Here is a 13,069-nt window from a genome sequence, read left to right on the forward strand (position 1 = left end):
GCTCACTCCACCTCGAACCGGGCGGTCACCGTACCCAGGCCGGAGATGTGCGCGGCGTAGGTCGGCCCGTAGTCGAACCACATGATCATTCCGATCGAGCCGGGCAGCAGCACCTCGCCGGCCTGCAGCGGGATGTCCTGCTCGATCGCGGTCTTGGCGAGCCAGGCGACCGCGTTGAGCGGGTTGCCCATCACGTTCGAGCCGACGCCGGAGGTGATCTCCTCACCGTCACGGGTCAGCGACAGCGTGACCTGGCTCAGGTCGATGTCGCCGTACTTCTGCTCGGGCCCGAGGATGATGCCGGCGCAGCCCGCGTTGTCCGCGATCGTGTCGGCGATCTTCATGCCGTAGTACTCGTAGTGGAAGTCGACCAGCTCGAACGACGGGGCGACCCAGTCGATCGCGTCCTCGATCGCCGGGATGTCCCAGGAGTGCAGGTCCTTCGCGAGGCCGATCGCGACCTCGGACTCGATCTTCGGCGCGACGTACTTCTTCGGGTCGAACACGACGCCGTCGTGGAAGACCATGTCATCCATGATCGTTCCGTAGTCCGGCTCGCTGACCCCGGCGGCCTTCTGCACCATCGGGTTGGTCAGGCCGACCTTGCGGCCGACGCGGGTGCGGCCTGCGGCGATCTTTCGCGCGTTGATCCGGCGCTGGATCTCATAGGCGGAGTCGGTGTCGTCCTCGGCGATGAACTCCCGCACGAACGGCATCGGCTTGACCTGGAGGTTCGCTTCCCAGAGGAGGTCGGTCACCTTGTCCAGGACCTCGGGCGCGGGCGGTGCCTTCTTCGCGTTCTCCCTCATGCTGTCATCCCTTCGAGGAATCGGAGTACCGCGCCGTTGAACAGGTCCGGGTTCTCCCACTGCGGCCAGTGCGCCGCGTCCTCCACCAGCAGGAACCGGCCGTGCGGCATCAGTTCGGCGAGGTGACGGCCGGTCTCCGGGTCGCCGGACGGCTCGTGGTCCGTCCACACCAGCAGCGCGGGGAGCTTCTGGGCGGCGTAGTCGTCGTCGGTGACCGCATTGCGCCGGCGGATCTCCGGGGTGCGCAGCGCGCCGATCGCCTTCATCGAGGCGGCGAAGCCGGGACGGCTGTAGACGGCCTTGCGGATGGCGATCAGTTCGTCGCTGATGTGGTCGGCGTCGTGGATGACCACGTTCAGCCGGGCCTTGACGTTCTCCCACGTCGGGTCGGCCACGGCGTCCGTGGACACCGACTGCGTCTTGTTCAGCCGGTCGTCGGCGATCATCCGGCCGCCGGGCGCGGACAAGATGAGCGAGGCGAACCGCTCCGGGTGCTCCCTGGCGACCTTGAGGGCGATCCAGCCGCCGAGCGACTCCCCGCACAGGTGCGGCCGGTCAAGGCCGTAGTGGTCGAGCAGCGCGAACAGGTGCCTCGCGTAGTCCGCGATCTCCAGCGTGCCCCCCGCCACCAGGGTGGAGTACCCGTGTCCGGGGTAGTCGTAGGCGACGATCCGGTACTTCGCGGCGAGCGCCCGGATGTTGTGGGTGTAGGCCTCGATGTGGCCACTGGTGCCGGCCATCATGACGATGGTCTGGCGGTTCTCGTCGGGCCGGCCTTCGCCGATGCGCAGTACCCGGGTGCGGATCCCGTCGATGACCGGGAACTCCAGGACGTGCGGCAGGTCGGCGATCTGTGACCAGAACGTCTGGTGGTGGATGCCGGGCTCGCTCACTTGCCCGTTCCCTTCGCGGTGACGACGCCGAACCCGGCGCCCCACGGGCCGGACGCCCAGTAGTTCTCCTCGACGGTGGCGTAGCCGCCGCCGGCCGCCCTGCTGCCGGCGGAGAGGGCGGCGAACGCGGCCAGCCAGGAGCGGATCTCCTGGCCGCCGGACCCGCCGTTGTCGGTCACCCACTCGTTGGTCCAGCCATCGGCCTGCGCCAGGTCACCAGAGGCGAGCACGCGCAGGATCTCACGGTCCCACGCCTCGTTGACCTGCTTGAAGCCGCCCTCGCCCGTGGCCTGCTTGGTGGCGGCGGCCATGATCATGGCTTCCCGCTCGGCCACCTGCTCGGGGGTGACGTCGGCGTGCGTGATGCGCTCGCGGACCGGCGGGGGAGCGGTTTCGAAGTCGGCGATGGGCGGGTCGTGCGACAGGCCGCCCGAGGCGGTGAACAGCACCCGCTTGTCGAGGGTGGCGGCGGTCGCGCCGACCGCCTCGCCGAACAGACGCATCCGCTGCATGGGGCCGAGCGGCCTGCCGACGCAGTTCACGAACACCGGGACGAACGGCCGGGGCAGGTCGGAGCCGAAGATGAACTCGATCGTCTGCAGCATGCCGTGGTCGACCTTGAGGCGCTCCGAGCGCGGCACGTCGATGCCCCGGACGAGCACCCCGGCATGCAGTGCGCGCGCGGTGGCCGAGTCGACGGGCAGCGGGCCGCGTCTGGTGCCCCAGTCGCCCACGCCCTCGGCCTGGGCCCCGATGGCGAACGGCGGCATCATCTCGTAGAGCACGCCGTTGAAGTGGTCAGGCCCGAAGGAGACGATCACCTCCGGGTCGAACTCGGTGACGAACTTCCGCACGCGCTCGATGGCGTCGACGATCTCCGCGAAGATCGTGCCGCCCGGGTCGACGCGGCCGAACGTCGGGGCGTGGCTCATGGCCGCAACCGCGAACTCCATGACACCTCTCGTCTCTGCTCTGCCGGCGGTTTGATTAGCATCTAGATCCTAGAATCAACATACTAGTGACCCAAAGCACCGGCAAGGGTCAATCGCGGCAGGTCAGCGTCGGTGGCGCGGAAGCGCATTCGGTTATGGCCATGTCCGTCGAGCAAGGCCCTTACGGCACGCCGGTAACGGCGCTGAGAGAACGGTTAGGCTTAACCGCATGGCGGAGCGTAAGAGCAGACAGGCGAGGTCGGACAACTCGAAGGAGCTGATCTTGAAGGCCGCGCTGCGCCTGGCGGTCGAACGCGGCTTCGCGGGCACCACCATGGCCGACGTCAGCGCCGCCTCCGGGCTGCCGATCGGGTCGGTCTACTGGCACTTCAAGTCCAAGGAGCAGCTGTTCGTGGCGCTTCTCGAGCACAGCTACGAGGAGTGGCAGAAGATCTACACCGACGAGGTCGGCCTGCGGGACAAGGTGACGCGCGGCATCCTCGGGCTGGCCGGCTCCGCTGATCCCAGCCGGTACACCGATGAGGAGGCCTTCCTCAAGGTCGCCCAGATCCTGGCGCTGGACAAGCGCCTCGGTGGCCTGGGCGCGGAGAGCCCGGTCACCCAGGCCTACGTAGCCGTCCGGGCCAAGATGTTCCAGGTCAACGTCCGGCGGGTGGCCGCCTCCCTGCCGCCGGAGGTGACGGAGGCTCACCCCGAGTTGCCGCAGCAGCTCACCGTGCTCGGCCTGGCCATGACCGACGGCCTTTACGTGCACGCGAACTCGGAGGTGCACCTCGACTTCGCCGCGTACGCCGACGTCGCCGCCCGGGCGCTCGAAGCGCTCGTCGAGCAGTACGCCGCACCCTCCGGTACCCGCCGCGAGGGAACCGGCCGCGAACGGGTGAGTGCTACCCCGGCCGCCGACTGACGGTTGGGCAGCACCGGGCAAAACGCATGGCGCCCGCCGCCCGTCAGACGCTGCGCGTCGACCCGCCGTCGACGCGCAGGCTCTGCCCGGTGATGTACGCCGCGTCATCGGATGCGAGAAACGCGACCGTGCGAGCCACGTCGCCATGGCCGGCAGGCCGGCCAAGCGGAATATGGGAAACCCGCTCAGCAGGGATCGCGGACGGGTCGGCCACGGTGAACCCGGGCAGCACGTTGTTGATCCGCACCCCGTCCCTGGCCGCCTCGGCGGACCAGAGCTTCACCCAGGTCGCCATCGCGGCCCGCGCCACCATCGACGTGGGGAACATCGGCGACGGCTCGGTAGGGGTCGAACTGGAGATGTTCACGATCGACCCTCCGCCCTGGGTGCGCATCACCGGAAGCGCCGCTTGCGCTGAGCGCACTACGTTGTAGAAGTACAGCTCGAACCCGCGGGCGTAGTCGGCCTCGGTGAGCTCGGTCATCGCGCCCTTCGGTCCGTGCCCGGCGCTGTTGACCAGTACTTCCAGGCGCCCGAAGGCGTCCGCGGCGCGCGCCACCGCCGCCTCGATCGCGCCGGGCGCGGTGTAGTCGCCACGGACCGCGAGGCCGTCGATCTCCGTGGCGAGCGTGTCAACCGCCTCGCTGCGGGCCATGACGGCTACCCGGTACCCGCGCGCCGCCAGTTCGCGCGCGCACGCCGCGCCGATCCCGCCGGATGCCGCGATGACCAGCGCCGCCCTCGCCTGCTCCGTCACTTCTGTCCTCCTCGTCAAGCCGTGATGCCCGGTGGCCGGCGGACCCGGCGCTGGGGCGATGTGCACGAACGTCGCGGGGTGTCCGGCACCCTCTGGTACGGGACACCCCTGATTCGGCTGGGCTCAGCCCTGCGTCGTCGCCACGGCCGGTGCCGTGACCGCCGCCTCGTCGCCTGCCGGCGACCGCTTGTCGGCCCTCAGCGCCAGCACCACCACAGCGGACAGCACCAGCGGGATCGCGAAGACCCAGAAGGTCAGCTGCGGGTCGACCTTGTCGGTGAAGAAGTAGCCGCCGAGCGTCGGGGCGACGATGCCGCCGACCCGGCCGATGCCGATCACCAGGCCGTAACCCGTAGAGCGGGCCTTCTCCGGATACAGCCGGGGCACGATCGAGTAGAAGCCGCCCGTGGCCGCGGACAGGAAGAACGACAGCGCCGCGATGGCCAGGTACGGCGTGACCTGGACGGTCGCCGCGTGGCCGAACACGCCGAGCAGCACCGCGGAGGCCACCAGCAGTACCGCCGTCGCCAGGGCCAGGTTGATCCGCTGTGCGAGGACGGCGAACAGCGCGACGCCGATGATGCCGCCGACGCTGTACCAGGTCATCAGGTGGGGAGCGGTCAGCGGGTTGTGCGTGACCGCCGCCATGTAGTTCGGTGCCCAGTTGGTGGCGAAGTAGAAGGCGAGCATGAACAGGAAGTAGCCAACGGTCGACAGCACGGTGCTGCGCAGCAGCGAGCCCTTCAGCACGACGGTGACCGGCGTCTTGACCGGGATCAGGTTCTCCGCCCGGGGCAGCTCCGGCACCGGGGCGATGCCGACGCGGCGCAGTGTCTTGTTGAACCGCTTGAGTGCGTCCGCCTTGCGGGAGATCGCCAGGTAGGCGAGCGACTCCGGCAGGAGGAACACCGTGAGCGGTATGCAGGCCAGAGCGGCGACCGTGCCGAGACCGAACGCGACGTGCCAGCCGTGCTTGGCGACGACCGGGCCGATCCACTGCGAGCCGATCAGCGTGCCGAGCGGGATGGCGGCCGCGTACAGGGCCATGACCACCGCGTAGGCCTTGGAACTGACGAACTCGGAGAAGATGACGGCGACCGACGCGATGAGCGTGCCGATGCCGGCGCCTGCGACGAGCCGCCCGAAGGCCAGCAGCCCGAAGGTGGACGCGTACGTGGAGATTCCCATCCCGGCTGCGACCAGGACCGCGCCGAAGATCGCCGTGTTGCGGCGGCCGATCTTGTCGCCGAACGGCGCGATCACGACTGTACCGATGAACAGACCCACCAGCGCGCCTGACCCCACCAGGCCGAGCCGGGTCGGGTTGATGTGCAGCCCGGCCGCGATGAACGGCGAGGCGAACGATGTGATGGCGATGTCGTATCCGTCGAGGACGACCAGGGCCAGGCCCACGATCACTGTGACGTACTGCATGGGGGACATTCGCCGGGTCTTGAGCGACTCGAGCACGTTTTCCGTTGCCACGTTGCTCCCTGCCTTGGACTGAGGGCCACGGGACACACCGACCCGTAGGCAGATGCTCTAGAGCATAGATTCCAGAATCATCATTCTGGCGAATGTAGCCAGCGTCACGTTTGGCCGTCAATGGCTGGGACGCTAAAAGTTTTCAGCCCCGAAACCCGGTCTCGGCATGGTGCGACCTGCGGTTTCGCGTGCTTCTCCGCAAGACGGCGCCGAACGTCCTACGCTGGAGCCGTGGGGTATGTGGCGCCGATCTGTCCTGCGGCGCGGGCGGGGGGCGAGGGCTGCGTCTGCGGGCGAGTCGGCATTCAGCCTCTCTTCAAAAGGCAGGTTCGTCCGAGCTGACCTGTACGGCCAACGCGTCGGCGGCAGCGGCCAGCCAGCGGCCAGGTTCTCGCATCGCGGCCGAAACGGTGGGCGCGAGCCCGGTCAGCGAGACTGCCGTGTAGGCGGGCGGGGGCGGTGCCATGTCAAGGATTCCGGCGACGATGGCCACGGGGGTCCGGCGCTCTGTGGCCAGGTCGAGGACGTGGCCGACGACCTTGCCGTGGGTTGATTGCCGGTCGAAGCGTCCTTCACCGGTGATGACGATGTCGGCTTCGGCGAGGTGGGCCGGTAGCCCGGCGGCGTCGGCGACGGCGGCCGCTCCACTGGTCAATCGACCGGCCCAACAGGAAAGCAGCCCGAACGCGGTGCCTCCGGCGGCGCCTGCACCGGGCGTGTCGGGGTCCATCGGCCGGGGCGCCGCTGAGCCGAGGACGGTGACATATCGGGTCAGAGCGGCTTCGAGGACGGCGGTGTCGGCGGTGGTGGCGCCCTTCTGCGGTCCGTAGACGGCGGCCGCGCCATTGTCGCCGAGCAACGGGTTGGTGACGTCGACGAGGCACTCGAGGCCGGCGATGGGCCCAGGCAGGAGATCGTCCAGCGTCACGGAGGCCAGTCGGGCGAGCGCGGCGCCGCCCAGGGGAAGTTCGTGGCCGGCCGCGTCGAGAAGGCGGGCGCCGAGGCCGGTCAGAGCGCCCGCTCCGCCATCGGTGGTGGCCGAGCCGCCCAGTGCCAGAAGCACGCGCGTGGTGGCGGGATCGGTGACGGCCAGCCGCAGCAACTCCCCGACGCCGAACGTGGTGGAACTCAGCGGCCGCGAAGTGTCCAGCTGGGTGATGCCGGCGGCCTGGGCCAGCTCCACCACAGCCGTGCCGTCGGGTCGCAGCAGCCACGTCGCCTCGACCGGTTCGCCGGCCGGGCCGTGCACCGTGGCGGTGCGCCGGCAGTGGGATGGCAGGCCGCTGGCGAGGGCGTCGAGAGTTCCCTCGCCGCCGTCTGCGAGCGGCACGCAGATCACCTCGTCGCCTGGTCGGCGCCTGGTCCATCCCGTCGCCAAGGCCGCTGCGGCATCGACCGCCTCGATGCTTCCCTTGAAGGAGTCCGGGGCGATGACAACTCGGCGGGTCGAGTCCCGCAGGGACCTACGCGACATCGCTGCCCTGCGGCTTTCCGTCTGCGTAGACCGGCCGCCCGGCGGACGGCGGAGCAGGCGTTGAGTGGGCGAGCACTATGTGACCTCCGATACGGGCGGCGTAGGGCAAGTGATCGAGGGGGTCGCGGGACGGGTTCTCCGCGTCACCCGAACGCGTCCGTGCTCACGCTGCTCTTCGTACGCCCCGATCAGGCCGCCGAGAAAAGGGCGGCATTCGATCCGCCGACCCGCAGGTGGATCAGGTCCGCGTCATCGGCAGGAACTCGAAGACCCAAGGAGCGGGGCCCAACAGGGACACGCAGCTTGACCTGGTTTTCGACGGGCGCAGGGTCACAGGCCCGAGATGCGTTTGATCAGATATTGCCCCAGTTCCTCGATCCGCGAGTCGGGGAGCCGGCTGGACGGCCCGGATATCCCGACCGCGCCGATCAGGGAGCCGCGAATCCGCGCCGGCACCGCGATGCAGCTGACGCCGTCGAAGGTCTCGTCTCTGTCCACGGCGTAGCCGACTTCGCGTGTCTCTTCCACTCGGCGCCGTAGCTCGATGGGGCCCTTCGCCGCGTGTTCGGTGCCACCGGCATAGGACAGCCGCGCCAGGTTGACGTCGAGCGTCTCCGCGTCCAGCGCGGACAGGTACGCCTTTCCGAGCGCCGAGCAGTGCATCGGCCGGACCGTGCCCAGCTGTTCGGAGACCGCCACCATGTGAACGGTCGGAAAGAACGCCAGGTAAACCATGGTGTCCTTGGCCGGCGCCGCGAGGATGGTCGCGTCGCCGAACTCGTCGCGGATCGACGCGAGGACGGGGTCGAGAATCTGGCTCCAGTCGGTGTCCGGCGTCTGGATCAGGCCGTAGAACTTGGCGGAGACGGTCGCGAAACGCTTCGTCGCCGGGTCGCGAGCAACGTAACCGGTGGCGACCAGCTCCGAGAGAAGCCGCAGCGCGGTGCTGCGGTTGACGTCCAGTTCACGGGCGAGTTCGGCGGCGGTGAGAGGTTCGACCGCGAGAAGCTCGATGGCGTGCAGTGCACGCTGGACCACCGACCCGGCACGGCCCTCGCCCTCAGGCGGAGCACTCGTATCGGGTTTCTGCTTTGTCGTCATAGTCGGGGCCGTTCAGTTGTTCAGGCCGAACAAGTGCTCCAGGGCGACGCGGCACGTCTTGAAGGAGCTTTCGGCCTGGTCCTCCCATCCGAAGACCTGGATCGTAAGAATACCGTCGAACCCGATGGACTCCAGGGCCTGGCGTACGTCCGGCCAGTCGATTTCACCGCGGCCGAGGTCGAAGTGCTGGTGAATACGGCACGAGACTTTCGGAGGGTTGACGATCGTGCGTTCGGGCCGGAACGTGTCGGCGATGTGGACGTGGTCGAACCAGCCGCGGGCGTACTCCACCTGCTCGGTAACGGTGCCGCCGAGGTGGTACGTGTGCGGCACGCAGTGCAGGTAGCGCAGCCGGGGGTTGTCGACCTGCTTGATCAGATCGACTGCGGCGGTGGTCGTCTCGATGAAGTCCCAGGGGTGCGGCTCGACGACGATCTCGACGTCTTCTCGATCGAGTACGGGCAGCAGCTCCTCGATCGAACGCAGGAACGCGGCCCGGCATGCGTCCGGCTGGTCCGGGTGGCCGGAGAGCTCCGTGTTGATGCGTCGACAGCCGAGCTCCACCGCCGCGGCGATCCCGTCCTTCCACCACGAGACCGCCTGGGTACGGGCGTCCTCGTCGGGGCTGGACCAGGACTGGATCACGGCGACCGAGGCGATCTCCACCTCGGCGGCGCTCGCCGCGTCCCGGAAGCCGCGTAGCTCGGTCGGCGTGGCGCGCATCGGACCGAACGCCGGGATGAAGTCGTCGCGGTTGCCCATCTCGAGGTATCGGTAGCCGGCCTCGCCGGCGGCGCGGGCGGCGGCCTCGACCGGCTTTGCCCGGAGCATGGCCGGATCCAGCGCGAGCTTCATGAGTTGTCCTTCCACACACTGTCGGGGACGATGACCGCCTTACCGGGCACCTGCTGAGCGCGCAGCGCGGTGAGCGCGTCGTTCGCCGCGGAGAGCCGCCATTGGGCGATCTCGGGAAGATGTATCTTCTTGGCCGCGGCGAGCGCGATGACCGACTCCAGATCCTCGCGACGACCCGATCGGATCCCGCGGATGTCGACCTCCTTGCGGGAGACGACGGCGAAGTCCAGTTCGGGTACACGCGCGTAACCGGCGAGCACATATATGCCGTGCGGGTTCAGGGACTCAAGGCCCGGCGACATGACCATGGGGACACCGGTGCAGTCGATGACGGCGTCGAGAGGCGTCACGGCGGCCTCTATCGAGGGCACGACATCGTGGCCGATGTCTTCGAGCGCCTCACGGCGCAGCGGGTTGGGCTCCACCACCTGGACCGGGACGTCGCGCACGCGTAGCAGTTCGGCGCAGAGGTAGCCGATGGGGCCGCCGCCGAGGACGAGCACGCGGCTCGGTTCGTGGGTCAGTGCGACACGGACGCTGTTCGCGGCGGTCGCCCCGCCGTCGACGAGCGAGGCCGCGTCGGCCCACGACAGGCTCGACGGCACCTCGACGAGTTGACGTGCGTGGACGCGGACATATTCGGCGTAGGCGCCCCACACGCCGAGGACACCGGTGATCGAGACGAGGTCCGGGCAGAGCCGCTCATCGCCGGCTTGGCACGCCGGGCACGAGCCCTCCCCGGTGAAGAGCGTGATGGTGGCCCGGCGGTCCATCCACTCGCGCGCCGCCGGCCCGGCGTCGACCACGATTCCGACCGGTTCGTGGCCGAGAACGAACGGGAGCACCGGCTTGTAGGAGTGCCCGGCGAGGATGTGCAGGTCGGTGCCGCAGATGCCGCATGCCTGGACGCGCAGCACGACATCGTCGTCGGCCTCGGGTACCGGATGGGCGACGTGCGTGTACTCGAGCCGTTCGCTCGGGATCGAGGTGGCCACGGCCGCCCGCATGGTCGCCGTCGTCGTGGGTGCTTCCACTGGACACCTTCCTCCGGTCAGGTTCGCTTCGCCCGCTCAGCCCAGAACCAACGTTGCAAGATCCGCAACCATAGTCGCCTACTCGCAACACAGTGATGCCACACCGTCCGTCGATATGCAACCCGTCGCCAGGAAACAAGCACGTAACAAGGGTTGACATGAGGTTCATCTCGCTCATAGCGTCTGAGCCCGCGAAGCGCTTTCGTGCAACACAGTTCGCTCGGTGCAACAACCAGGGGATCGCTACCGCTCTCCCGAGCCGGTCGTGCCCCGACGAAGCCGGCCGTCCTCATCGCCGCCCATCTTGTGGATCAGATCCCGACAAGAGGCGCGAGGAGTCACCCCCATAGAAGTCCTCCGGCGTAGGCGCGGAGGTTCTGTGGCTCATTCTCCGAACAATGAGCTGGAGGAAAGCATGTTCCGACACCGTCGCTCCGCGATGGTTCTGACCGCTGTCGCCGCGGCCGTCGCGGCCGGCATCACGGGCTGTGCGGGCTCCCCGAGTCCGAAACCGGCGAAGGCGCTGACGAACGTGGGCACGTCATGCACCAAGTACGGAAACATCAGCCTCACCGTCGGCATGTCCGAGGCCGGCGAGGCCATCGCCGACGAGTTCAAGAAGCAGGTCAAGTCGTTCGAGGCGGCCAACACGAACGTCAAGGTCAACCTGCAGATCAAGGACTGGGCCTCGTCCGCCAACACGATCAAGCTCGTGATGTCCGGCAACAACCCGCCGGACGTCATGCAGGGCAACGAGGGATGGGCCATCAACGGCGCCCTGTGGAAGGCCGGGCTGCTGATGAACCTGGACCCGTACGCGAAGGCGTTCGGCTGGAACGACAAGTTCCCGGACTCCGCGCTGATGGTGAACAAGTTCACCGACGACGGTAAGACGATCGGCGATGGCCACCTCGTCGCCGTGCCGCCCGCCATCCAGTACGTCGGCGTGTTCTACAACAAGGCCGTCCTCAACAAGCTGGGCATCACCGACGTCAAGACCCTCGACAACAAGGCGGCGTTCCTCCAGGCCCTCGACAAGGCCAAGGCGGCGGGCGTCACGCCCGTCATGCTCGGTGACTCCGAGAAATGGCCGGCCCTGCACAACCTGTCGCTGTTCAACGGGTGGTACGTCTCGCCGAGCGCGATCAACAACTGGGTGCTCAACCGGGAGGGCAGCACCTACGACGACGCCGGGCATCTGAAGGGCTCGACCGACTTCCGCACCTGGATGCAGAACGGGTACTTCAACAGGGACGCGCTGGCGACGAGCTTCACGGACGCCACCAACCGTTTCGGTAAGGGCAAGGCCGCCTTCTTCATCACCGGTTCGTGGGCCGTCGGCGATGTCAGCAAGGCGCTGGGCGACGACGCCGGCTTCATGCTCTTCCCGGCCGGAGACAGTGGCAAGCACGCGGCCGTCGGCGGCTACAGCCTCCCGTTCTCCATCTCCGCCAAGACGAAGTACCCGGACTGCGCCGCGTCCTTCATCAACTACGTGACCGCCGGCAACGAGGCCATCGCCGCGCAGACCGCAGCCGGCCGCCCGTCCGCGACCAAGGCCGGCCTCGACGCGGCGATCAGTGACCCGCTGCTCAAGCAGATGGTCAGCGAGTACAAGCGGCTGAACGCCGAGAACGGGCTGTTCACCTGGGAGGACTGGCCGACGCCGACGATGCTGACCTTCCAGGGATCCGAGGCCCAGCGGCTGCTGTCCGGCGAGATCACCCCGCAGAAGTACGACCAGGAGGTCCAGAAGAACTGGGCCGACTACATGAAGACCCGCTCCTAGCGGCTCGGGCGCCTCGTCCGGCGGGCGAGGCGCCCGACTCCACCACCCCCATGCCGACCCGGCCGTAGGACCTACGCACCGGCAAGCCAGAAAGGCCATTGATGGATAAGGTCGTCATCACGGTAACCGTCGACTGCTCGATGTCGTATCCCGGCTTCAAGGGAATGCCGAAGATCGACGACGTTCCCGCCGTCGCCGACGAATACGTCCGGGCGATCGACGCCGGCGCGTCCCTCGTGCACCACCACGGTGTGCACTACCTCGAGGACACGATTCAGGAGGACGGCCGTCAGCTGTCCCGTACCGACTTCGACGGATGGCGCGACCTCACCGAGAGCATCCGTTCCCAGCGGGACGCCATCGTCCAGTTCGGCATCGCGAGCGCCCGGCTCGAAGAGAAGGTCGAGCTGATGAAGCTGCGGCCGGAAATGATGTCCTACGCCTTCAACGTCCACGACGAGTACTTCCAGCCCGACCCGGCCTACCCGCCGAACGAGCAGTACGCGATCCACCCGCGCTCCGAGCTGGAGGCCTTCTGCAAGGCCGCACAGGAGCACGGCGTCAAGCCGGAGGTGGAGTCCTTCTACACCGGCGCGTTCTGGAACCTGGAGTACATCCGCGACCGGGGCCTGCTCGACGACCCGGTGTGGACCACGCTCTTTCTGGGCTGGCCCGGCGGCGCCTGGACGCCCCCCACCGAGGACGCGCTGCTGTACCTGGTCCGGCACCTGCCGCCCCGGGTCAACTGGAATTGCAGCGTCATGAACTCGAAGATGCAGTGGCGTCTGCTCGCCCTGGCTCTGAGCCTCGGCGGTCACGTGCGCGTCGGGTGGGAGGACAACCCGTACCTGCCGGACGGCTCGCCGTCGCGCACCAACGCCGAACTCGTCGACAAGATCGTCGAGATCGCCCGCCTCATGGGCCGCGAGCCGGCGACCGCCGAGGAAGCGCGTGAGATCACCGGCCTCAACGCGAAGACGCCGGCGGCCGCCGGGAACGGCGAGTGAGCCTG

Annotated in this window: 12 protein-coding genes; 3 read left to right on the forward strand and 9 right to left on the reverse strand. The window is 68.3% G+C overall.

The window, feature by feature from the left end; all coding sequences use genetic code 11:
- Positions 1-2: 2 nt before the first annotated feature.
- From OG417_RS12795 to OG417_RS12805, 3 genes are read right to left on the reverse strand one after another with little or no spacing between them, the layout of a single operon-like run.
- On the reverse strand, positions 3-809 hold the full coding sequence (locus OG417_RS12795; RefSeq protein WP_329254668.1) for a 2-keto-4-pentenoate hydratase: 807 nt from the start codon (positions 807-809) through the stop codon (positions 3-5).
- A complete protein-coding gene (locus tag OG417_RS12800) occupies positions 806-1,702 on the reverse strand; it encodes an alpha/beta fold hydrolase (RefSeq protein ID WP_329254671.1) in 897 nt (298 codons plus the stop codon). Before OG417_RS12800 ends, OG417_RS12795 begins: the two co-directional genes overlap by 4 nt.
- Complete coding sequence (locus tag OG417_RS12805; protein ID WP_329254675.1) at positions 1,699-2,655, reverse strand: 3-carboxyethylcatechol 2,3-dioxygenase; 957 nt, start codon at positions 2,653-2,655, stop codon at positions 1,699-1,701. The genes OG417_RS12800 and OG417_RS12805 overlap by 4 nt, the downstream gene beginning before the upstream one ends.
- 208 nt (positions 2,656-2,863) lie before the next feature.
- On the opposite strand from OG417_RS12805, the gene OG417_RS12810 reads away from it, so the two are divergent.
- Positions 2,864-3,562 carry a TetR/AcrR family transcriptional regulator gene (locus OG417_RS12810; RefSeq protein WP_329254677.1) on the forward strand — a complete coding sequence of 233 codons (699 nt, stop codon included), beginning with the start codon at positions 2,864-2,866 and terminating at the stop codon, positions 3,560-3,562.
- A gap of 43 nt (positions 3,563-3,605) precedes the next feature.
- Here the strand turns inward: OG417_RS12810 and OG417_RS12815 are convergent, their stop codons facing one another.
- From OG417_RS12815 to OG417_RS12840, 6 genes are all read right to left on the reverse strand, one after another.
- Positions 3,606-4,319, reverse strand: coding sequence for an SDR family oxidoreductase (locus tag OG417_RS12815; protein WP_329254680.1), 714 nt, complete (start codon positions 4,317-4,319; stop codon positions 3,606-3,608).
- Positions 4,320-4,442: 123 nt separating this feature from the next.
- Positions 4,443-5,804, reverse strand: a complete 1,362-nt coding sequence (locus tag OG417_RS12820; protein ID WP_329254683.1) for an MFS transporter — start codon at positions 5,802-5,804, stop codon at positions 4,443-4,445.
- Positions 5,805-6,120: 316 nt separating this feature from the next.
- Entirely contained in the window at positions 6,121-7,278 is a 1,158-nt protein-coding gene (locus OG417_RS12825) for a glycerate kinase (RefSeq protein WP_329254686.1), read from the reverse strand.
- 330 nt (positions 7,279-7,608) lie between these two features.
- Positions 7,609-8,379, reverse strand: coding sequence for an IclR family transcriptional regulator (locus tag OG417_RS12830; protein WP_329254689.1), 771 nt, complete (start codon positions 8,377-8,379; stop codon positions 7,609-7,611).
- A 12-nt stretch (positions 8,380-8,391) separates the two neighbouring features.
- The gene (locus OG417_RS12835; protein WP_329254692.1) at positions 8,392-9,234 is read right to left on the reverse strand and encodes a sugar phosphate isomerase/epimerase family protein; all 843 of its coding nucleotides are present in this window, start codon (positions 9,232-9,234) and stop codon (positions 8,392-8,394) included.
- A complete protein-coding gene (locus OG417_RS12840) occupies positions 9,231-10,268 on the reverse strand; it encodes an alcohol dehydrogenase catalytic domain-containing protein (RefSeq protein ID WP_329254695.1) in 1,038 nt (345 codons plus the stop codon). The genes OG417_RS12835 and OG417_RS12840 overlap by 4 nt, the downstream gene beginning before the upstream one ends.
- Before the next feature lie 439 nt (positions 10,269-10,707).
- On the opposite strand from OG417_RS12840, the gene OG417_RS12845 reads away from it, so the two are divergent.
- Both OG417_RS12845 and OG417_RS12850 read left to right on the forward strand, forming a co-directional pair.
- Complete coding sequence (locus OG417_RS12845; protein WP_329254698.1) at positions 10,708-12,057, forward strand: ABC transporter substrate-binding protein; 1,350 nt, start codon at positions 10,708-10,710, stop codon at positions 12,055-12,057.
- Between the two features lie 101 nt (positions 12,058-12,158).
- Complete coding sequence (locus tag OG417_RS12850) at positions 12,159-13,064, forward strand: 3-keto-5-aminohexanoate cleavage protein (RefSeq protein WP_329254701.1); 906 nt, start codon at positions 12,159-12,161, stop codon at positions 13,062-13,064.
- Positions 13,065-13,069: the final 5 nt, after the last annotated feature.

Source organism: Actinoallomurus sp. NBC_01490 (genome assembly GCF_036227085.1).
GTDB lineage: Bacteria > Actinomycetota > Actinomycetes > Streptosporangiales > Streptosporangiaceae > Actinoallomurus > Actinoallomurus oryzae.